The following is a 21,041-nucleotide window of genomic DNA, read 5'->3' as shown; positions in this document are numbered from 1 at the left end:
TGGCCGGACGTGGCCCGGGAGCGGCGGCCGTCACGCGACGCGCGCGCCACGGCCGCAGCCGCCCGTCGGCATCATTCGTCGGTGAACGGCCCGATGATCAGCTGCTCCAGCTTCACCCAGTTGGCCAGCTGCTGATAGTTCACGCCGACGCCCTTGAGGTCGTAGGTGACCTCGCTGCGGGTCGGGCCGACGCATTTGAGGGTGCCCTTGTCGTCCGCCACCCGCTTGCAGCCGGTATCGCTGTCCGAATAGTAGACCCGCCCGTAGATGCCCGGCTTGGTCGTATCGGCATTCGAGAAGAAGGCATCGGTATCGGCCTGGGTCGTATCCCCGCCGAAGAAGCCCGAATCCTTGTTCACCGGCTGCTCGTTGAGGCGCAGGCTGTAGTCGTAATAGGACGTGTATTTGTGCTTCTTGCCCTTGGCGTCGGTCATCTCGCCGGGCTCGGACACGAAGCGGATCGATCCGGTGATCTTGTCGGAGATGACCTTGTCGCCGACCGCATAGGTGAAGGTGACGCCGCTCTGGTCGGTCAGCCAGTTGCCGAGCTCGTAATCGTAGTCGAGCACGCCGGAGACCTTGGTCTCGGCCAGGAAGGAAAACGGACCCGAGGCCAGGCCGAGCCGATCGAAGCGCAGCGGGTCCGGGTTCTTCACCTGGATGGTGATCACCTTGCCGTCGACATAGCGCGAATAGGCCTTGGTCGCCTCCTTGGCGGCCGACTTCAGCTTCTTGGCGACATCCCACCAGCGCACCACGGCGCGGCCCTGGATGGCACCGCTATACTTGTAGGTCGCCTGGTTGCCCTTCACGATATCGATGCGAAGGTTGCCGGTCTCCGGATTGTAGCGACCGTTGGAATCGATCGGCACGTCGCCGCGCAGGATCGCCACTTCGCGGGCGACCTGACCCGGATTGTTCGGGTTCACCACGTCGAACTTCACCGAATAGTTCATATTGGTCTCGGGCACCCGGCTGATGGTCCCACGCAGGATCATCAGGTCGGCGATGGCCAGTTCGCCGATCTCGTAAACGTCCTCCTTGGACTGGGACCGCTCCGAGCGCGAATTGTAGTCGATCGTGATGGAACCGGAGATCCGCGCCTTGTCGGCCGGGATTTCCATGAGCGCGCGGTTCTGCGTCTGGGCGAAGGCCGGGCCAGTCACCAGCGCGCCCGCCAGCAGCACCGTGGCCGCAGCGGCATTGAACCGGTTGGTCGTCATGCGGATCATCTCCTCGAATGGAACGCGTTCGTCCCCCGCAACGGCGTTGCGAGGTCCGCCCGGTAACCCCCGACCACCCGCCGACACCATCCACCCCCGCGGAGGTCGGGTCAAGCCGAGCCATACCGGCCCGTCTGTCAGGATGCCGTCACCGGATGAAGTTTTCGTGATGCGACGGCGGGATGCCGCCGGCCCGACGATGACCCGCCGGGTGCCGATCAGGCCGCGGTCGCCTCGATGGCGAGCGCATGGACCCGTTCGGCCAGTTCGGCCGCCAGCACGGCGTTGATGCGGCGATGCTGCTCGACCCGGCTGAGCCCGGCCAGGGCCGCCGCGGCGATGCGGACCCGAAAATGGGTTTCGCCGCCCTCCCGCCAGCCGCCATGGCCGTGATGCTGCGCGCTCTCGTCGATCACGTCGAGCGCCGCCGGCGCGAAGGCTGCGGTCAGTTTCGTGACGATTCGATCGCGGTAGGTCGACTGCGGTGCGGACATGGGGTCAGGATAGCAGCCGCACGCCCCCCGGCAAGGGCCGCGCGATGCGGATCGGGTCTGCGGGGCGGGCCGCGCGAGACGCCCTGCGAACGCTTGTGGGAGGGGCGTCCCGCCACCATAATCGGGCGATGAAGTTCGAATCCAAGATTTTCGATCGCATCCGCATCAAGCCCGACGAAGTGCGGATCCAGCGCGAAGCGCATCCGCCCTGCGAGTGGGGCGGGTGCGCCGAGGCGGGAACTCACCCGGCGCCGAAAGGGCGTGACCGGGAGGGCGAATATTACCATTTCTGCATCGACCACGTGCGGCTGTACAACAAGTCGTACAACTACTTCTCGGGGATGAAGGACGAGGCCGTCGCCGACTACCAGAAGGACGCGCAGACCGGCCACCGGCCGACCTGGACGATGGGTGTCAACTCCCATGCCGGTCGCCGGCCGAGCGATCCGGGCGACGCACCGCCGCGCTACGACGACCGCTTCTTCCTGTTCCGCCGCCGGGCGCGCTTCTCCGCGACCGCCGCCGAGGAGGAGCCGAAGCCGGAGCCGCGCCGCAAGCTCAAGAACCTGGAGCGCCGGTCGCTCGACGTGCTCAATCTCGCCGAGACGGCCAGCCCGGCCGACATCAAGGCGCGCTTCAAGGAATTGGTGAAGCGCCACCACCCCGACGCCAATGGCGGCGACCGCTCCGCCGAGGGCCGCCTGCAGGAGATCATCGAGGCCTACAACTATCTCAAGACGACCGGCCTCTGCTGACCGCCCGCGCCGGTGTCGCGACCCTGCCCTGCAGGCCCGAAATCGCGCCCTGTCGCCGTTTTGGATTTCCAGTCGGCCGAAATGGCATTATGACACAAGGACTGACCTTGTGGGGCGCGCGACGTGCGCGCCACGCGACGGGCCGGTGCGGCGGAACCGGACGCGAGCCGGGCTCCGATGCGGCCGCGACAGGACGAAAGCGCCGGACATTCCGATGTTCGGCCACGGGACGAAGGCGCCGAGTATTCCGGTACTCGGCCACGGGACGAAGGCGCCGCGTATTCCGGTACTCGGCCACGGAGGCGAAATGACTGTGTTGGATAAGGGCCCGAGCTTCGTGCCCGACATGAAGATCTCGGTTCGGCAGGTGTTCGGCATCGATACCGATCTCGAAGTGCCAGCCTATTCGGAGCCGTCCGAACACGTTCCGGACTTCGATCCCGACTATCTGTTCGACCGCGACACCACGCTGGCGATCCTGGCCGGTTTCGCCAAGAACCGCCGCGTGATGATCTCGGGCTACCACGGCACCGGCAAGTCGACCCATATCGAACAGGTCGCCGCCCGCCTGAACTGGCCCTGCGTGCGCGTCAACCTCGACAGCCACATCAGCCGCATCGACCTGATCGGCAAGGATGCGATCGTCATCCGCGACGGCAAGCAGGTGACCGAGTTCCGGGACGGCATCCTGCCCTGGGCGCTGCAGACCAACACCGCGCTGGTCTTCGACGAATATGACGCCGGCCGCCCGGACGTGATGTTCGTGATCCAGCGCGTGCTCGAGGTCGCCGGCAAGCTGACGCTGCTCGACCAGAGCCGGGTCATCCGCCCTCACCCGTGGTTCCGCCTGTTCGCGACCGCCAACACGATCGGCCTCGGCGACACCTCCGGCCTCTATCACGGCACCCAGCAGATCAACCAGGGCCAGATGGACCGCTGGTCGATCGTCGTGACGCTGAACTACCTGCCGCACGACAAGGAAGTCGACATCGTGCTGGCCAAGGCCAAGCACTTCCACTCGGACGCCGGCAAGGACATCGTCTCCAAGATGGTCCGCGTCGCCGACATGACTCGCAACGCCTTCATGTCCGGCGAGCTGTCGACCGTGATGAGCCCGCGCACGGTGCTGACCTGGGCCGAGAATGCCGACATCTTCGGCGATGTCGGCTTCGCCTTCCGGGTCACGTTCCTGAACAAGTGCGACGAGACCGAGCGGCCGAAGGTGGCCGAGTTCTACCAGCGCTGCTTCGGCAAGGACCTGCCGGAATCGGCCTTGAACGTGGTCCTGAGCTGATCGCGAACGCGCACCATGGCAGGCCCCAAGGACAAGCAGACGCCCCCGACCGAGCCCTTCAAGCAGGCCATCGCCGCCTGCATGAAGGCGATCGCCAAGACGCCGGAGATGGAGGTCGCCTTCGCCTCCGATCGCCCGGTGCTGGCGGGCACCAAGGCGCGCCTGCCGGAGCCGCCGCGCAAGATGACCCTGCGCGACGCCGCCATCCTGCGCGGGCTCGGCGATTCCATGGCGCTCAAGCTCGCCTGCCATGATGTCGGCGTGCATCGCAGCATGCAGCCGGAGGGCCGCAATGCGCGCGCGGTGTTCGAGGCCGTCGAGCAGGCGCGTTGCGAGGCGATCGGCTCGCGGCGCATGGCCGGCGTCGCCCAGAATCTCACCGCCATGCTCGACGACCGCTACCACCGCGGCAATTACGAGGACATCACCGACCGCGCCGACGCGCCGCTGGAGGATGCCGTCGCGTTGATGGTGCGCGAGCGGCTGACCGGCCTGAAGCCGCCGCCGAGCGCGGCCAAGATCGTCGAGCTGTGGCGGCCCTGGATCGAGGACAAGGCCGGGGCGGCGCTCGACAAGCTGGAAGTCACGGTCGAAAACCAGAAGCGCTTCGCCTCCTCGGTGCGCGACCTGCTCGCCTCGCTCGACATGGGCGACGAACTCGGCGCCGAACCGGAGAGCGACGAGGACGAGAACGAGGGCGACCAGGGCCAGGAGAACCAGGATCAGAACCAGGGCGAGAGCGACGCCCAGGACGAGACCGAGGAGACCGAATCGGAAGCCGCCGAGGCCGCCGGCGAGGACGAGGAGGGCGACAGCGAGGCCTCCGAGGCCGAGGCCCAGGACATGGCCGAGGACGATGCCGCCGATGCCGACGAGGCCGGCGAGGCGCGCCGCCCGGAACCGCCGCATTCCAACCGGGCGCCGGACTTCGAGTACAAGGTCTTCACGACCAAGTTCGACGAGATCATCCATGCCGAGGAGCTCTGCGACACCGCCGAGCTGGAACGGCTGCGCGGGCATCTCGACAAGCAGCTCGCCCATCTCCAGGGCGCGGTCGCCCGGCTCGCCAACCGCCTGCAGCGGCGCCTGCTCGCCCAGCAGAACCGGTCCTGGCAGTTCGACCTGGAGGAGGGCATCCTCGACGCCTCCCGGCTCGTCCGGGTGGTGATCGACCCGATGCATCCGCTGTCCTTCAAGAAGGAGAGCGATACCGACTTCCGCGACACGGTGGTGACGCTGCTGATCGACAATTCCGGCTCGATGCGCGGCCGGCCGATCACGGTGGCGGCGACCTGCGCCGACATTCTGGCGCGCACGCTGGAACGCTGCGGCGTCAAGGTCGAGATCCTCGGCTTCACGACCCGCGCCTGGAAGGGCGGCCAGGCGCGCGAGGCGTGGCTGCAGGCGGGCAAGCCGGCGACGCCCGGCCGGCTCAACGACCTCCGGCATATCGTCTACAAGTCGGCCGATGCCCCCTGGCGCCGCGCCCGCCGCAATCTCGGCCTGATGATGCGCGAGGGGCTGCTGAAGGAGAATATCGACGGCGAGGCGCTGACCTGGGCGCATTCCCGCCTGATCGGCCGCCCCGAGGCGCGCAAGATCCTGATGATGATCTCCGACGGCGCGCCGGTCGACGACAGCACCCTGTCGGTCAATCCCGGCAACTATCTGGAACGGCACCTGCGCCAGGTGATCGAGGAGATCGAGACCCGCAGCCCGGTCGAACTGATCGCCATCGGCATCGGCCACGACGTGACCCGCTACTACCGGCGCGCCGTGACCATCGTCGACGCCGAGGAGTTGGCCGGCGCCATGACCGAGCAGCTGGCCGCGCTGTTCGAAGACCAGCCGTCCGCGTCCGCCCGGGGCCATGGCGCGCCGCGGCGACGCGCCGGATGATCGCGCGGTTCCGCCGCCTTAACCGCCGTGACCGTGCGGCGCCCGGACCCGGCCGCGCCAGGCTGTTGCCGCATGCGATCGCCGCCGGCCTCGTCGGCCTTGCGGTGCTCGTCGCGCCGGCAAGCCCGCTGCGCGCCGATCCGACCCCGCCGGACGGCATCTTCGCCCCCACGGTCGAGATCGAGCGGCTGCAGAGCTTCGACCGGGCCGGCAAGGCCGGAACGCGTTTCGGCGCGCTGGAATGGCTCGGCGGCCTGGTCATCCGAAGCCCGAGCCCGCATTTCGGCGGCCTCTCCGGCATCGTCACCGCGGACCACGGCCGCGACCTGCTGATGATCTCCGATGTCGGCTTCTGGCTGTCGGCGCGCCTCGACAGCGATGCGGCCGGGCGGCCCTTAGGCCTGTCCGGCATCCGCATGGCGTCGGTGGTCGAGCAGGGCCGCCGGCTCCTGGACAAGCGCGACGCCGATGCCGAGAGCCTGGCCGTGCGTCCGGCGCCCGGCGGCTTCGAGGCGATCGTCGGCTTCGAGACCCGGCACCGCATCCTGCGGTTCCCCTTTGCGGTCTTCCCGACCGGGGCGCTGAGCGCCGTCGGCGAGCGCCTCAACGGCATTCCCGGCGAAACCGCAACCCTCGCCTACGGCAAGGGCCTCGAGAGCCTGGCGGCGGCGCCACCCGGGTCGCCGATCGCCGGCGCCATCGTGGCGATCGCCGAGGGGCCGCGGCGCAACGAGACCGACAGCCTCGGCTGGATCATCGGCGGCCCGAAGCCGGGCCGCTTCACGGTCGCGCTGTCGAACGACTTCATGCCGACCGATGCCGCCTTCCTGCCCGGCGGCGACCTCCTGGTGCTCGAACGGCGTTTCACGGTCGCCGACAGCCTCGGCGCCCGCATCCGCCGCTTCGCCGCGGCCGAGATCGTGCCCGGCGCGCGGCTCGAAGGGCGGATCCTGTTCCAGGCCGACCTGTCGGACGAGATCGACAACATGGAAGGCCTCGCGGTCGATACCGCCGAGGACGGCGCCACGATCCTGACGCTGATCTCGGACGACAACCGCTCGATCCTCCAGCGCACGCTGTTGCTGCGCTTCCGTCTCCTGCCGGAGTGAGCCGCCGGGCCGGAGCGGGCCGGCGCCGGGCGGTCCGGACGGGGGTCCGTGCGCCGCTCCGCGCCCGTTCCGGCAGGTGCCCGGTCGTCGGCGTCCCGCCCGTCACAGCATCAATTCCGCGCAGGATGAGCGCCAGATGCGGTTCCAAGGAAACACATCTTGGCATAACGTCCGTCCGGTTCGGCCGGCGATTGATTCCGGCAACGCAACATGATTGGACGACACCGTCGGGGGCGCGGTCGAGGTCGACGGAGGTACAGGATGGAGATCGCGGTGCACCGGAATGGGAGCGCACGCCGTAGCCGGGCATGCGCGGCATTGGTCGCTGTGGCGGCGGCCGTTGCGTCCGGTCCTGCAGGAGCGGCGAACGAAGCCAGCGTGGAGGCGACCTACTACGCCACGCTCGGCGGCTTCTCGATCGCGTCCGGCAACCTCACCTTCATGCTCGGGGATTCCGGCGAGTATCGCGCCGCGCTCGGTGCCCAGGTCAGCGGCTTCGCGGCTCTGATCGCCAACCGCTCGGCCGAGGCCAGCGCCTCGGGGCGCGCCGTGCCCGGCAGCCCCTCGTCCCGCTCCTATTCGATGGCCATCAACGGCGGGCCGATCGCCAACGAGGTCAACATGACCTTCTCGGGCGGGTCGGTGGCGTCGGTCCGGGCGACGGAACTGCGCTCGTCCAATCCCGACGCGCGCATCCCCGTGACGGCGGCCCACAAGCAGGGCGTGATCGATCCGCTGGCGGCCTTCGTGGTCACCATGGGCAACCCGAAGGACGTCCTGACGCCGAAGGTCTGCAACCGCACCCTCCGGGTCTTCGACGGTCGGGTGCGCTACGATCTCAGGCTCGTCTATGGCGCCAAGACGGATATCCAGGGCCAGCCCGGCTCCTATTCCGGCCCGGCGATCATCTGCGCGGTCAACTATCGGCCGATCGCCGGCTTCCGCCCGCTGACGCCCGAGCAGGAAAAGTACGAGCGCAACATCGAGTTCTCGATCACCTTCGTGCCGGTCGGCACGACCGGCGTGATGCTGCCCTACCGGGTCAATATCGGCACGCCGGCCGGTCTTCTGGTGGTCAGCGCCTCGCGTTTCGAGGTCAAGGGCACGCGGCTCGGCAGCACCGCCAGCCAGGGCGAGACCGCCGCCGCCGCGCCGGAAGCCGTCGCCTCCGGTGCGCCTCTGCTGCGCAGCAACGACAACCGCTGAGCCGCGCCGCGCCGCGCGCGGGCTCGATCACGGCAAACGAAAAGGCCCGGCAACGCATCGACATGCGGCCGGGCCTTTTGATAGGGCTGAGACGAACCGGAACGACCCCGCGGCCCGGTCAGGCCGGATAGGGCACGACGCGGTTCATCAACCCGCGATAAGGCGCCAGCAGCAGCGCCGCGAACAGCATCTTCACGGAGAAGTCGGCCGCCGCCCAGGACATCCAGCGCGGCACCTCGACGGCGAGCAGCCCGAAGGCCGGCGCCGATTCGGCCGCGAAGGCATCGCCGGCGCCGAGCAGGCCGGACAGAGCCGGCGCGAAGGCGAGCGTGAAGAACACCAGCGTATCGAGCACGGAGCCCGACGCGGAGGCGACCAGCGGCGCCTCCCACCAGGCGCGCACGCGGCGCAACCGGTCGAACAGGAGCACGTCGGCCATCTGACCGACCAGATAGGCGGTGGCGGAGGCCAGCGCGATGCGCGGCGTCGACAGGAAGGCCGACAGCACGATCGCCACGGCAAAGCCGGCCAGCACGACGTTTCGCGCCGTGGCGACCCCGAACCAGCGATTGGTCAGATCGGTGACCAGAAACGCCACCGGATAGGTGAAGGCGCCCCAGGTCAGGATTTCGGCAAGATCGAGCGCCCCGACCCTGAACGCGACCGGATACTGTACAAGCACGTTCGACGCCACGACCACCAGGGTCATGGCGCCAACGGCCGTCAGAATGGCGCGTTCGGGGGCTTTCGCCGTCACGCCGCCGAGGCGGGCGCGGCCGCCTCGATCTCGCGCTTCAGGAGGCGGGCGCGCGGCGACAGGTCGAGCGCGTCGGCCTTGGCCAGGAACGCGTCGAGGCCGCCGCGGTGCTCGACCGAGCGCAGCGCATGGGCGGTGATGCGCAGATGCACGGTGCGGCCGAGGGCCTCCGAGATCAGCGAGACGTTGACGAGGTTCGGCAGGAAGCGCCGCTTCGTCTTGTTGTTGGCGTGGCTGACATTGTGTCCGACCTGGACACCCTTGGCCGTCAGTTCGCAGCGCCGAGCCATGGCGATAATCCTTCTACGCGTCCGGGCCCGCGAAAGGCCCCGGTTGATCGTCTCACGAGGGTCGGGAGAATTGGCCGCCATATAGAGGGAGGCGCCGGACGGCGTCAAGCCCGCCGGGGCCGTGCCGGCCGTTCATCCCAGGCCGAATTGCCGCCCGGCCAGAAAGACGACCGCTGCGGCGATGATCGCGCCGACCAGCACCATGCCGGTCGCCTGGGCGCCGAGCCGCAGCAGGCTGCCGATCGCGCCCGCCCCGACCAGCCCGAGCAGGAACGGGACGGTCGCGTCGCCCGGCACGACGCTGCGGCCGATCAGGAACCCCGCCGCGGACGCCGCCGCGATCGCCGCACCGGCCCAGGGGACAAGCCCGTTGAGGCGGGCGGCCCCGATGCCGCCGGCCAGAAAGGCGATCACGGTGAGGACGACGAGGTTCATGGCGGCTCCGTTTCCCCATCTGGCTTAGCGGGCGGGCCTGCCGGCGGCAACCGCATTCGTGCCGGCCGACCGGCGCCCGCCGGCTGGGGCCCGCCGGCTGGCCCCGGACGGCGCGGCTCCGGGGCCACAGCGGCCCGCCGCCATGCCGCCCGGCCGAGGGCGTTAACCGGGCATTGACCATAAGGGCCAAACATTCGGCCCATTCGAAGCCTAGCCCGGCGTCAGAGTCACACGGGAGTTGTCCAGTGCCGTCATCCGTCCAATCCACCCGTGCGGTCCTGCTGTGCGCCGTGCTCGCCTCCCCCGCGATCCCGTTCGGACCGGCCTTCGCGGCCGACGGCGAGGTGGCGGCCAGCTACGACATCACGCTCGGCGGCTTCGCGCTCGCCAAGGGCAATCTGGCCGTCAAGGTCGAGAAGGATGCCTATACGGCCCGGGTCGGATACCGCACCGCCGGCGTCGGCAAGGTCATGTCCGGCGCCCGCGGCGAGGCCAAGTCGACCGGCACGCTGCGCCCCGACCGTCCGATTCCGGCGAGCTATCTGCTCGAAGGCTCGGGCGACAAGAAGGACCACCATGTCACGATGGCACTGGCCGCCGGGTCGGTCCGCGACCTCGACGTCGAACCGCCGCTGAAGGACGACGACGAGCGGATCCCGGTCACCGCGGCCCATCGCCGCGACGTGCTCGACCCGCTGAGCGCGATCCTGGTCCCGATCGCCCGGCGCGACGGCGCGGCCGGGCGGGAGGTGTGCGAGCGAACCCTGCCGATCTACGACGGCTGGACGCGCTACGACGTGAAGCTCAGCTACAAGCGCACCGACGCTGTCGCCAAGCCCGGCTATAGCGGGCCGGCCGTGGTCTGCGCGGCGCGCTGGATCCCGGTCTCCGGCCACAAGCCGGATCGTGCCGGAACCCGGTTCATGGCCGAGAATCGCAACCTCGAAATGGCGCTCGCACCGGTCGGCGACAGCGGCCTGATGGTGCCGGTGCGCATCGCGGTCGAAACCATGAGCGGCCTGCTGGTGGTCCAGGCCGACCGCTTCCAGGTGATCGCCGGCAGCCACGCCGCACGCTGACCGAGGCCGGCCGACCGATTGATTGAATGATTGACGGGGCGTCCTTCGGGGCGCCCCTTTTTGTTGCTCGGATGCCGAGCCAGGCCGGCGCCGGGCGTCCCGTTCCGGCACGAAGATGTTGATCTGCAACGGGTTCGGCGGGTTGCCGATCGGCGGGTCCGATCCAGGTGAGGTGTCCCGCGGGCCGAACGACCCCAGCCCTGGCGAGAACGAACCGCGAAGATCAAGCCGGCACCGATTCGTGCCCGGCGTGTTCGCGGTTTCGGCGACCCGTTAACGGCGCTGCCGCGGCGCGACGCCACCCGGCGGACCGGGCCGCGGCGCGGCGTCGATCGCCGCGCGGGACCGGCGCCGAGGGGCGTCGCCGCGCCGGCGTCCCGCTTCGGGCCGGATCGGTAAACGGCTCACCGCGGACGTCCGTGCCGCCGGCCGGGCCGTCCGCGCCATCTTGTGTCGCGATCGGCGCGGGTGCCCCAGATATCGGGCGAACATTGAGGCAACAGGCGCGGAACGATGATTCGTGCCCACCTTGTTCCGGCTCCGGTCCGATCGTGAACGCGGACGGGCCAGCCGGCCCGCGACGGCCGCCATGGCGATCCCGTCGGCGCCCGCGGGGCCTTGGGGACCGCCCGTCAGTGCGCCGTCCCGTTCCGGGGCGCATCGGTAAACGGCGGTCTGCGGCCGCCGGATCTGCCGCCGGAGCCGCCTCCCGCATGTTGGGCCGCCGCCCCTGTCGAGGCCCAGATGTCGTGCGAACAAAGGCCGAAGATGCCCGAAACGCCGATTCGTGCCGGCCCTGTTCCGGCTCCGGTCCGAAGGTGAATACCAGCCTGCGCCGCCGCCGGGTGGACCCGCCGCCCGCCGGCGGTCCCGTTCCGGAACGCAAGTGTTAAGGCGCCGCCCCGGGCGCGGCGCCAGATCGGCCCGAACCTTGCCGGATCTTGTGGCCCGGCGCGGGTTTCTCCCCATATCGGGTTGAGAACGAAGGCGGAATTTCGGCCGAACGGCGATTCGTGCCCGGCCTGTTCAGGGTTCGAGCCTTTCTGAAGACGACCAGCCGGTACAATCATAACATGCAATTCCGTCTATCTACCAGACTGTGCCCCGAACCGGCACCAAGGTCTTGACGGGCCGCCGGAGCGTCCGCCCAACCCGTTGGCCCGAATCAGGATTTCGTGTCCGGGGCGATATCGCCAACCAGATGTGGGCGTGAACGAATCCTGAATCGTTTTGAATCAGCGATTCGGACACTCTTCGTTCCAGACTCGTTCCGGTTGTCGGATCTCCTGAAGGATGGCCGCCCGTCCGCGGGCCGGCGCCTGACGAAAAGGCGGGCGCACCGCGAGCCGCTGTGCTAAATCAGCTTCCAACCGGTGCGACGGCACGGCCTTGGCCGGCCGGAGCAGGTCCGGGCTTCCAGGCGAAGCCGGGGCGCCGGACGCGATCGGGACGGCCCGGCCGCGACAACGAGGATAGGGCGTTGACCGCCCGGCTGCCGGCCGATCGGGGACGGTGGACGAAGCGGTCGAGGCGTTGCGGCCTCACCTTGCCCGACGGCTTCGCGGTTCGCCGCGGATGCCGCGACACGGATGGTATGAGTCGATTGGAAGTGCCCTTCGCCGCAGCTTCGCAGGTCCCGCCGGGGGCGATCTCCGCCCGGACCGGTCGATCCGCCTGCAGGCCGACCGGTCCGAACCTTCGCGGAGCCGGCCGATGACTCATGCGGTACGCGGCCCCCTGCCGCCGACCATCCGGGCCAAGACCGTGACGGCCGTGCTCGGGCCAACCAACACCGGCAAGACCCATCTCGCCATCGAACGGATGCTGGCGCATGAGAGCGGGCTGATCGGCCTGCCGCTGCGCCTGCTCGCCCGCGAGGTCTACGGCAAGCTGGTTGCCCGCGCCGGGGCCGATGCGGTCGCGCTGGTCACCGGCGAGGAGAAGATCGTTCCCGAGAAGGCGCGCTACTGGGTTTCGACCGTCGAGGCCATGCCGCGCGAGACCGATGTCCAGTTCGTCGCCATCGACGAGGTCCAGCTCGCCGGCGATCTCGAACGCGGCCACGTCTTCACCGACCGCATCCTGAACCTGCGCGGGCGCGGCGAGACGCTGCTGCTCGGCGCCGCGACGATCCGCGGGCTCCTCGAAAAGCTGCTGCCCGGCCTGAACGTGGTCACCCGGCCGCGCATGTCGCTCCTGACCTATTCGGGCTCCAAGAAGATCACCCGCCTGCCGCCGCGCTCGGCCATCGTCGCCTTCTCGGCCGACGAGGTCTACGGCATCGCCGAACTGATCCGCCGCCAGCGCGGCGGCGCGGCCGTGGTGCTCGGCGCGCTGTCGCCGCGCACCCGCAACGCGCAGGTCGAGCTGTTCCAGTCCGGCGATGTCGACACCCTGATCGCCACCGACGCGATCGGCATGGGCCTCAATCTCGATGTCGACCACATCGCATTCGCCGGCAACCGCAAGTTCGACGGTTACCAGTACCGCCAGCTGACCGCCGGCGAGCTCGGCCAGATCGCCGGCCGGGCCGGCCGCCACCTGCGCGACGGCACCTTCGGGGTCACCGGCCGCGTCGACGATTTCGACGACGAGCTGGTCCAGGCCCTCGAAAGCCATCAGTTCGCACCCCTGAAGACCATCCAGTGGCGCAACTCGCACCTGGATTTCGGCTCGATCCGCGCGCTGCGCGCCGCCCTCGACGAGGTGCCGCGCGAGGAGGGCCTGACCCGCGCGCCGCCGGCGGACGACTACACGGCGCTCGACTTCGCCGCCCGCGACGACCTGATCACGTCGCTCGCCGACAAGCCCGACCGGGTGCGCCTGCTCTGGGAGGTCTGCGCGCTGCCGGACTATCGCAAGATCGCGCCGGCCAACCATGCCGAACTGGTCACCACCGTCTATGATTATCTCGTCCGCCGCGGGCGCATTCCGGACGACTGGTTTGCGCGCGCGGTATCCGAGGCCGACAAGACGGAAGGCGACATCGATACGATCTCCAACCGGATCGCACACATCCGGACCTGGACCTTCATTGCAAACCGGCCCGACTGGGTCATGGATCCCACATATTGGCGCGAAACGACCCGCGCCGTCGAAGATCGGCTGTCCGATGCCTTGCACGATCGCCTCACACAGCGTTTCGTGGATCGCAGGACGTCGGTACTCATGAGACGTCTGAGAGAGAACGCCATGCTCGAAGCGGAAATCACGGCCGAAGGGGACGTCCTCGTCGAAGGCCATCGTGTCGGACACCTGGACGGCTTCCGGTTTGCGCCGGATCAGACCGCGGAGGGTACGGACGCCAAGGCCGTGCGCAATGCCGCGGCCAAGTCGCTTGCCAGCGAGATCGAGACGCGGGCGGAGAAGCTGTCGAAGGCCCCCAACGGCGAGTTCGCCCTGGCCTCCGACGGCACCATCCGCTGGCTCGGCCAGGCCATCGCCAAGCTCTCCGTCGGGCAGAACGCCCTGACGCCGGCCGTCATCGTGCTGGCCGACGACCAGCTGACGGGGCCGGCGCGCGAGAAGGTCGACACCCGGCTGGCGCTGTGGGTCAAGGCCCATGTCGAGGGGCTCTTGAAGCCGCTGATCGACCTGCGCGACGCCCCCGATCTGGAGGGCATGGCGCGCGGCGTCGCCTTCCAGCTGATCGAGGCGCTCGGCGTGCTGGAACGCCAGCACATCGCCGACGAGGTCAAGGCTCTGGACCAGCCGATGCGCGCCTCTTTGCGCAAATACGGCGTGCGTTTCGGTGCCTATCACATCTTCCTGCCGCTGCTGCTCAAGCCCGCCCCGAGCGGCCTGATCGCGCAGCTCTGGGCGCTCAAGAACGGCAATGTCGACGCCCAGGTGGTCAACGGGCTGCACCAGCTGTCGATGTCCGGCCGGACCTCGATCCCGGTCGACAAGACCATCCCGAAGGCGCTCTACAAGGTGGTCGGCTACCGCGTCTGCGGCGAGCGCGCCGTGCGCATCGACATCCTGGAGCGGCTGGCCGACCTGGTCCGGCCGCTGATCGCCTGGAAGCCGCTCGATCCGAGCGTTCAGCCGCCGGACGGCGCAGTCCCGGGCGGCGGCGGCTTCGCCGTGACGGTCGCCATGACGTCGCTGGTCGGATGCTCGGGCGAGGACTTCGCCTCGATCCTGAAATCGCTCGGCTACCGCCTGGAGCGCCGCAAGGTGACCCGCCCGGTCGCGGCCCCCGCCGCTGAGGCGGCGTCGGCCGGCACCGAGACCGAAACGACCGCGCCGGCGGACGCTGCGGCAGCGCCGGACGCGGAACTGTCGGGCGAGGCCGCGGCCCCGGCCGAAACGATCGAAACGGCGGCCGGCGAGCCGACGGCCGACGAGGTCGCGGCCATTGCCGAGCGTGTCGAGACGCTGGCCACCTTCGCGGCCTCCGAAAGCGACGGCGGGCCGGAAGCCCTGGCGGCGGCCGAGGAGGTCCTGGTCACCGAGGCTCTGAACGAGATCACCGAGACGGCCGAGTCCGAGCCGGTCGAAGCGGCATCGGACGATGCCGAGGCGTCGGCGGCTGTCGAACCCGCTGCGGATGCCGAACCGGCGGCGGATGCCGAGGTGGCGGCGGATACCGAAACCGCGGCAGATGCCGACAGGACGGCAGCGGTCGAGCCGGCGGCTTCGGAGCCGGCCACCGAACAGGTCGAGATCGAGATCTGGCGGCCGGGCCGGTTCGAGCGGCGCGAGCCGGGTGCGCGCGGTCGCGACCAGCGCGGCCCGCAGCGTGCGCCGCGCGAGGGCGGCGCCAACCGTGCCGAGGGACGCGGTCCTCGGCCGGCCGGCGGCGAGGGCGAACAGAAGCGCGAAGGCGGCGAGCGTCGCGGCGGGGGCGGCGACCGTCCGGAAGGGCGTGGCGACCGTCCGCGCGACGGCGGCCGCGAGCGCTTCAATCGCGACGGCGGCCCGCGCGACGGCGGCGGTCATCGTGACGGCGGCCAGCGCGACGGGGGCCAGCGCGACGGGGGGCACCGCGAAGGTGGTCACCGCGACGGCAGCCAGCGCGAAGGCTGGAAGGGGAACCAGGGCAGCGGCAGCGGTCCGCGCCGCGACGATCGCCCGAAGCGCCCCGAGAAGCCGATCGATCCGAACTCGCCCTTTGCCAAGCTCGCCGCCCTCAAGGCGGAACTGGAGCAGAAGGGCAAGAAGTGACGTGGGATGCGGGGTGCGGGCGACTGCACCCCGCTTTCGCATCCGGTGAGGCGGGATGGCCGAGGACCGAGGCGACGCACCCCAGACCGGCGGCGGCACGGCGGCAGCCGGCCGGCAGCGCATCGACAAGTGGCTCTGGCATGCGCGCGTGGTCAAGACGCGCAGTCTGGCGCAGAAGCTCGCCGAGGCGGGGCATGTGCGCAAGAACCGCGAGAAGGTCGACCAGTCCAGCGACGTCGTCCGCCTCGGCGACGTGCTGACCATCACGCTGCCGCATCGCGTGCTGATCCTGAAGGTCTCAGGCTTTGCCGACCGGCGCGGTTCGGCGCCCGAAGCGCAACGCCTCTACGAGGATCTGAGCCCGCCCCCGCCGCCGCGCGAGGCCCGCGAGCCCGCCCCGGCCCTGCGCGACCCCGGCACCGGCCGCCCGACCAAACGCGACCGCCGCCGCATGGACGCCTTCGAGCCCGATCCCGACGACGGCTTCTGAGGCCGAAGCGCGGGCAGAGGAGCGATCGCAGCACGCGCCCGTCTCGCGCGCGGAAAGAACCGCATGCACAGGCACCATCCCGCACCGCATTCCCGGACGCAGCGCCAGCGGAGAGCCGGGACCTACTCTGCTGCGAGCATATCGCAAGACCTTGTTTTCGAACGCAATCTTGCCGGCGCTGCGAGGCGAGGTGGCCCCGGATCGGCGGCCCTCATGGGCCTTGTCCGGGGATGCGCCGCAAGATCGTAGCGTGCCCCCCAGATCCGGGAGTGACCACCCCATCTCTCAACGCCTTCCCGGCCGGAGCGCCAGCGGAGAACCGGGACCCACTCTGCTGTCAACGGGCCGCAAGACCTTGTTTTTGAATGCAATTTTGCTGCCGCTCGCGAGGCGAGGTGGCCCCCCGGATCGGCGGCCCTCACGGGCCTTGTCCGGGGATCCGCTGAGGGATCGGACGAGCCCCTGGGCATTCGCTGCCGATAGACGATCCCGCAACGCATTCCCGGCCGGAGCGGAGCGGAGAGCCGGACCCACTCTGCTGCGAGCGTGCCGCCAAGACCTTGTTTTCGAACGCAATCTTGCTGCTGCTCGCGAGGCGAGTAGGCCCCGGATCGGCGGCCCTCACGGGCCTTGTCCGGGGATGCGCCGCAAGATCGTAGCGTGCCCCCCAGATCCGGGAGTGACCACCCCATCTCTCAACGCATTCCCGGCCGCAGTGAAGCGGAGAGCCGGGAACCACTCTGCTGCGAGCGTGCCGCAAGACCTTGTTTTCGAACGAAATCTTGCCAGCGCTGGGATGCGAGTAGGCCCCGGATCGGCGGCCCTCACGGGCCTTGTCCGGGGATGCGCTGGAAGATCGTAGAGCACCCCCAGATCCGGGAGCGAACACCTGATCCCTCAACGCATTCCCGGCCGCAGCGAAGCGGAGAGCCGGGACCCACTCTGCTGCGAGCGTGTCGCAAGAGCTTGTTTTTGAACGAAATTTTTCTTCCGCTGCGAGGCGAGTAGGCCCCGGATCGGCGGCCCTCACGGGCCTAGTCCGGGGATGCCGTTGCGGGATCGGGCGAGTCCCTGGGCATTCGCTGTCGATAGACTATCCCTCAACGCCTTCCCGGCCGGAGCGTAGCGGAGAGCCGGGACCCACTCTGCTGTCAACGGGCCGCAAGAGCTTGTTTTTGAACGCAATCTTGCCGGCGCTCGCGAGGCGAGGTGGCCCCGGATCGGCGGCCCTCACGGGCCTTGTCCGGGGATGCGCTGGAAGATCGTATCGCACCCCCAGGTCCGGGAGCGAACACCCGATCTCTCAACGCCTTCCCGGCCGCAGCGAAGCGGAGAGCCGGGACCTACTCTGCTGCGACCGTACCGCAAGACATTGTTTTCAAACGCAATCTTGCTGCTGCTCGCGAGGCGAGTGGGCCCCGGATCGGCGGCCCTCACGGGCCTTGTCCGGGGATGCCGTTGAGGGACCGAGCGAGCCCCTTGGGCATTCGCCGTCGATAGACCATCTCTCAACGCATTCCCGGCCGCAGCGAAGCGGAGAGCCGGGACCTACTCTGCTGCGAGCGTGCCGCAAGACCTTGTTTTCGAACGCAATCTTGCTGCCGTTCGCGAGGCGAGGTGGCCCCGGATCGGCGGCCCTCACGGGCCTTGTCCGGGGATGCGCTGGAAGATCGTAGCGCACCCCCAGGTCCGGGAGCGAACACCCGATCTGTCCGCGCCTTCCCGTCCCGAACCGCGTGCGGAGCGATGGCCTCAGTCCACCACCAGCTTGACCATCCGGCCGGCCTCGATGGTGTCGGCGCCGTCGAGGCCGTTCAGGACGCGGAACAGTTCGAGCTTGCGGTCGACGCCCTGCATGGACTCGGCCAGCCGCTCGATCGTGTCGCCCGAACGGACCTTGTGGACGCGAATCCGCAAGGGGCGCAGGCGGGCCGATTCGGTCGGCGACAATTCGCGGAAGCTCTCCATCGTCTCGCGGAATACCTGATCGGTCAGGACGGTCGGGTCCTGCGCGGCGAGGATGAAGCGATAGGTGGTGCGGTCCTTGCGGACGACGCCGATCCGGAAGGTCCAGCCGTCGGCGACCGCGGTGGCGGTGGCGGCGTCGTAGTCGCCGATCCGGGTCGCCTGCACGCTGTCGGCCTGCAGGCCGTTGATCCAGCCCGACTGGATATAGTCGGTCAGCGTGGTGGTCACCGGCACCGCCACGCCGTCGAAGCGCAGGGCCGTGCCGGCCGCATTGGTGGCCAGCACCGCCTTGGAGGTGTTTTCCAGGGCGAAACCGCTCGGCACGCCGAACTGGATGCCGAGCGCCTTGTGCAGGAAGGCCCGGCCGCGCACGAAGCCCTCGGAGGGGTCATCGCCATAGACCATGCCGTCGAGACCCTGCAGGAAGGCGTCGCGCTCCTGCTCGCCGATGCCCGGCGCGCCGATCTCGCGCGCGGCGCGCACCGCGAAGGCGATCCGCTCCGGCGTCGAGGGATGAGAGGACAGGAAGTCCGGCTTGCCGTTGGAACTGTTGGCGGCCGGCCGCAGCGAGCGGAACGCCGCATAGCGGGCCATCGAGCTCAGGAAGCGCGAGGCCGCGAAAGGATCGAAGCCGGCCCGCGCCAGGGTGCGCACGCCGACGCTGTCGGCCTCCAGCTCCTGCACCTGGCTGAAGCGGGCGAGCGACATCTGCGTCGCCGTCAGGGCAAGGCGCGCGTCGCTCTCCTGCGAGACGTTGGAGACCACCCGGTTGACGACCTGCGCGGCCTCCTGCCGGCGCGCGCGGGCGACGGCATGGCGGGCCGTGACATGGGCCATCTCGTGGGCGACGACGGCGGCCACCTCGGAGGTGTCGTTGGCGAGCGCCAGCAGGCCGCGCGTCACGTAGAGATTGCCGCTCGGCAGCGCGAAGGCGTTGACGACCGGCGAGTTGAGGATGGTGATCCGATAGGACTGCGACGGATCGTCGGAGGCCGCGACCAGCCGGCCAACCGCGCGCGCGACCGCCCGGGCGGCATTGGGGTCGTCGTAGAGGCCGCCATAGGTGGCGACGATGCGACTATGCTCCGGGTCCTGCGCTGGTGGATTGATGCCGGCGGCCGCATTGGCGGTCGCCACCGCCGGCCCGGTATCGATCATGGAATCGGTGGTGCCGACCACCGCGTTGCAGCCGGCGAGCATGAGGGCGAGCGCGAAGGCCGGCGCCAGCCGCCAGGCGGCGGGCCGCCGCATGCCGGGCAAACGCCCGGGACCAGGCGCGCGCCCGGGGCCGGCCGCGTCGGCGACGCGCCGGGTCCCGCCCGCGATTTCCGTCGGGGCCAATCCGGATCGGCCGAGCGTCGGAAGCCCGGCCGGAACGTGCCCTAGCGCACCCATTCGATCTCCTCGGGCAGGCCCAGCCGCATGAATCCGCCGTCGCGGTCGCCGAGCCAGCCCCGAAGCCGGACCACCCGCCCCTTCAGGGCCGCCGGCCCAACGCCGGCACGGGTGAACCGAGCCATGTCCTTATCGTCGATGACGGCCGTGAAGTCACTGCGGAAATCCGTGCCGAAATTCAGATAGTGCCTCGGTCCGGAGCGTCCCGTCGAGAGCACCTTGCCCTCGACCAGCACATAGCTGCCCGCCGCTGCGGCAAGCGCCGGATCGTCCGCCCGGCGCACCGCGAAGGCCGGCGCCGCCCAGAGCCCGCGCCCGGCGGCGCGTGCCGTCGCCTCGGCCGCGAGAAGGTGCCGCAGGCAGGCCCCGTCCCGGCCGGCACCGCGACCGGCGGTCCCGCCCCGCTCGGCGGGCACCACCCGCTCGGCGGGCACGACCCGCACCGCGCCGGCGGCCGCCAGCGCCACCGCGATCCCCTGCCCGGTCGCCGCATCGGCCGCCTGCGCGACTGTCCGGCCGTGCCGGTCGAGGCGGCCGCCATAAAGACGGAGATCCCGCCCCTCGACCAGCCGGGCCAGTTGCCCGCGCGCCGCCCGCTCGACCGGATCGGCGCCCGCCATCAGGCCCGCACCGGCCGCGAGGCCGGCAGAATCGCCCTCCGGCCCGCCGGGGCCGGCCGCCCGGCCGCGCCCCTTGCCGTCGGCCGCGCCGGCGCCGTCCTGATCCCGCGGCGGCATCTCTCCGGCGGATCCGCCCGCTTCGTCGTCGGCCTCGGCGCCGTCCGCCCCCGCGGCCCGGTCCGTCTCGCCCGCCGCGTCGAGCGCGGCGTCCGGCATCCCCCTCTCCGCCGTCGCCTCCGGCATCGTGGCGGCGCCATGCGCCGGGAACGCCGGCCGCGAAATCCGCGGCGCGGCGACCAGCGCCAGCCGTACCACGCGCCCGTCGTCGAGCCGGAAACCGTCGCCCGACAGCGCCCGCACCGCCCGAACCGCCTCGCCGTCCCCGCCGAGGCAGGGATCCTCGTCCGCCAGGGCCGCCGCCGGCGACATCGCCACGGACGGCAAGGCGACAAGGCCGGCAGCCGCCAGCCATGCCGGCCCGCGCCCGCCGGCGCCCCGCCGGCCTCCCTGTCGGGCGCCCTGTCGCCCGTTCCTCTGATACCCGCCGAAAACCGCCATACTGGCCCGCACCCGCACCGACCCGGTCAGGCTGGCACCCGCCTTCGGCATGATTGTGACGCTCCCGCAGCAACCTTCGGGCAGCCCCATCCCGCCCCCGGGGTCCGCGCCGCCACGCCGGAGCTACACCCCCATCGGCACCCCCACCGGCGCCCCGCCCCGATCCGGATGCTGCACAGCGCCCGGAATCATGCTATGCACCGACCCCGGTCCTCCCGGTAGCTCAGCAGGATAGAGCAACGGTTTCCTAAACCGTAGGTCAGGGGTTCGAATCCCTTCCGGGAGACCAGATATCAATTT

At 70.1% G+C, this 21,041-nt stretch carries 15 protein-coding genes and 1 tRNA gene; 9 read left to right on the top strand and 7 right to left on the bottom strand.

Annotated features, from left to right (window positions below; genetic code table 11):
- Positions 1-71 precede the first annotated feature (71 nt).
- Entirely contained in the window at positions 72-1,223 is a 1,152-nt protein-coding gene (locus ABB55_RS18750) for a hypothetical protein (RefSeq protein WP_244472075.1), read from the bottom strand.
- 218 nt (positions 1,224-1,441) lie between these two features.
- On the bottom strand, positions 1,442-1,717 hold the full coding sequence (locus tag ABB55_RS18745) for a BolA family protein (protein ID WP_054360162.1): 276 nt from the start codon (positions 1,715-1,717) through the stop codon (positions 1,442-1,444).
- A gap of 128 nt (positions 1,718-1,845) precedes the next feature.
- Between ABB55_RS18745 and ABB55_RS18740 the strand changes: the two genes are divergently transcribed.
- From ABB55_RS18740 to ABB55_RS18720, 5 genes are all read left to right on the top strand, one after another.
- The gene (locus tag ABB55_RS18740) at positions 1,846-2,472 is read left to right on the top strand and encodes a J domain-containing protein (RefSeq protein ID WP_054360161.1); all 627 of its coding nucleotides are present in this window, start codon (positions 1,846-1,848) and stop codon (positions 2,470-2,472) included.
- 307 nt (positions 2,473-2,779) lie between these two features.
- Positions 2,780-3,766: a cobaltochelatase subunit CobS gene (gene cobS / locus ABB55_RS18735; protein WP_054360160.1), complete on the top strand. Its 987-nt coding sequence runs from the start codon at positions 2,780-2,782 to the stop codon at positions 3,764-3,766.
- A 15-nt stretch (positions 3,767-3,781) separates the two neighbouring features.
- Positions 3,782-5,665 carry a cobaltochelatase subunit CobT gene (gene cobT, locus ABB55_RS18730; protein WP_054360159.1) on the top strand — a complete coding sequence of 628 codons (1,884 nt, stop codon included), beginning with the start codon at positions 3,782-3,784 and terminating at the stop codon, positions 5,663-5,665.
- Between the two features lie 65 nt (positions 5,666-5,730).
- Positions 5,731-6,774: an esterase-like activity of phytase family protein gene (locus tag ABB55_RS18725; RefSeq protein ID WP_054360158.1), complete on the top strand. Its 1,044-nt coding sequence runs from the start codon at positions 5,731-5,733 to the stop codon at positions 6,772-6,774.
- Positions 6,775-7,152: 378 nt separating this feature from the next.
- Positions 7,153-7,980, top strand: a complete 828-nt coding sequence (locus ABB55_RS18720) for a DUF3108 domain-containing protein (protein ID WP_054360157.1) — start codon at positions 7,153-7,155, stop codon at positions 7,978-7,980.
- Between the two features lie 118 nt (positions 7,981-8,098).
- Here ABB55_RS18720 and ABB55_RS18715 read toward each other — a convergent pair whose 3' ends face one another.
- The 3 genes from ABB55_RS18715 to ABB55_RS18705 all read right to left on the bottom strand — a co-directional run bounded on the left by ABB55_RS18715 (position 8,099) and on the right by ABB55_RS18705 (position 9,462).
- The gene (locus ABB55_RS18715) at positions 8,099-8,689 is read right to left on the bottom strand and encodes a queuosine precursor transporter (RefSeq protein ID WP_054360156.1); all 591 of its coding nucleotides are present in this window, start codon (positions 8,687-8,689) and stop codon (positions 8,099-8,101) included.
- Positions 8,690-8,733: 44 nt separating this feature from the next.
- Entirely contained in the window at positions 8,734-9,027 is a 294-nt protein-coding gene (gene rpmB / locus ABB55_RS18710; RefSeq protein WP_054360155.1) for a 50S ribosomal protein L28, read from the bottom strand.
- A 132-nt stretch (positions 9,028-9,159) separates the two neighbouring features.
- Positions 9,160-9,462 carry a hypothetical protein gene (locus ABB55_RS18705; protein WP_054360154.1) on the bottom strand — a complete coding sequence of 101 codons (303 nt, stop codon included), beginning with the start codon at positions 9,460-9,462 and terminating at the stop codon, positions 9,160-9,162.
- 245 nt (positions 9,463-9,707) lie between these two features.
- On the opposite strand from ABB55_RS18705, the gene ABB55_RS18700 reads away from it, so the two are divergent.
- The 3 genes from ABB55_RS18700 (at position 9,708) to ABB55_RS18690 (ending at position 16,200) form a co-directional block, all read left to right on the top strand.
- A complete protein-coding gene (locus ABB55_RS18700) occupies positions 9,708-10,541 on the top strand; it encodes a DUF3108 domain-containing protein (protein WP_054360153.1) in 834 nt (277 codons plus the stop codon).
- A gap of 1,713 nt (positions 10,542-12,254) precedes the next feature.
- The gene (locus ABB55_RS18695) at positions 12,255-15,710 is read left to right on the top strand and encodes a helicase-related protein (RefSeq protein WP_054360152.1); all 3,456 of its coding nucleotides are present in this window, start codon (positions 12,255-12,257) and stop codon (positions 15,708-15,710) included.
- Positions 15,711-15,765: 55 nt separating this feature from the next.
- On the top strand, positions 15,766-16,200 hold the full coding sequence (locus ABB55_RS18690) for an RNA-binding S4 domain-containing protein (protein WP_054360151.1): 435 nt from the start codon (positions 15,766-15,768) through the stop codon (positions 16,198-16,200).
- Positions 16,201-17,952: 1,752 nt separating this feature from the next.
- Here ABB55_RS18690 and ABB55_RS18685 read toward each other — a convergent pair.
- Positions 17,953-19,419 (bottom strand): M48 family metalloprotease, encoded by a 1,467-nt coding sequence (locus ABB55_RS18685; protein ID WP_054362164.1) that lies wholly within the window; start codon positions 19,417-19,419, stop codon positions 17,953-17,955.
- A gap of 131 nt (positions 19,420-19,550) precedes the next feature.
- Entirely contained in the window at positions 19,551-20,627 is a 1,077-nt protein-coding gene (locus ABB55_RS18680) for a hypothetical protein (RefSeq protein ID WP_152982101.1), read from the bottom strand.
- Between the two features lie 326 nt (positions 20,628-20,953).
- On the opposite strand from ABB55_RS18680, the gene ABB55_RS18675 reads away from it, so the two are divergent.
- Positions 20,954-21,030: transfer RNA gene (locus tag ABB55_RS18675), tRNA-Arg, on the top strand.
- Positions 21,031-21,041 lie beyond the last annotated feature (11 nt).

Source organism: Prosthecodimorpha hirschii, assembly GCF_001305515.1.
GTDB lineage: Bacteria > Pseudomonadota > Alphaproteobacteria > Rhizobiales > Ancalomicrobiaceae > Prosthecodimorpha > Prosthecodimorpha hirschii.
Note: the sequence above shows the minus strand (reverse complement) of the source record. Positions and strands in the feature narration are given on the sequence as shown.

Bases quoted from the DNA above. Each gene is read 5' to 3' on its own strand.
- ABB55_RS18705 (WP_054360154.1), bottom strand. From the start codon at position 9,462: ATGAACCTCGTCGTCCTCACCGTGATCGCCTTTCTGGCCGGCGGCATC.
- ABB55_RS18750 (WP_244472075.1), bottom strand. From the start codon at position 1,223: ATGACGACCAACCGGTTCAATGCCGCTGCGGCCACGGTGCTGCTGGCG.
- ABB55_RS18695 (WP_054360152.1), top strand. From the start codon at position 12,255: ATGACTCATGCGGTACGCGGCCCCCTGCCGCCGACCATCCGGGCCAAG.
- ABB55_RS18745 (WP_054360162.1), bottom strand. From the start codon at position 1,717: ATGTCCGCACCGCAGTCGACCTACCGCGATCGAATCGTCACGAAACTG.
- ABB55_RS18690 (WP_054360151.1), top strand. From the start codon at position 15,766: ATGGCCGAGGACCGAGGCGACGCACCCCAGACCGGCGGCGGCACGGCG.
- ABB55_RS18715 (WP_054360156.1), bottom strand. From the start codon at position 8,689: ATGACCCTGGTGGTCGTGGCGTCGAACGTGCTTGTACAGTATCCGGTC.
- cobS (WP_054360160.1), top strand. From the start codon at position 2,780: ATGACTGTGTTGGATAAGGGCCCGAGCTTCGTGCCCGACATGAAGATC.
- cobT (WP_054360159.1), top strand. From the start codon at position 3,782: ATGGCAGGCCCCAAGGACAAGCAGACGCCCCCGACCGAGCCCTTCAAG.
- rpmB (WP_054360155.1), bottom strand. From the start codon at position 9,027: ATGGCTCGGCGCTGCGAACTGACGGCCAAGGGTGTCCAGGTCGGACAC.
- ABB55_RS18740 (WP_054360161.1), top strand. From the start codon at position 1,846: ATGAAGTTCGAATCCAAGATTTTCGATCGCATCCGCATCAAGCCCGAC.
- ABB55_RS18685 (WP_054362164.1), bottom strand. From the start codon at position 19,419: ATGCGGCGGCCCGCCGCCTGGCGGCTGGCGCCGGCCTTCGCGCTCGCC.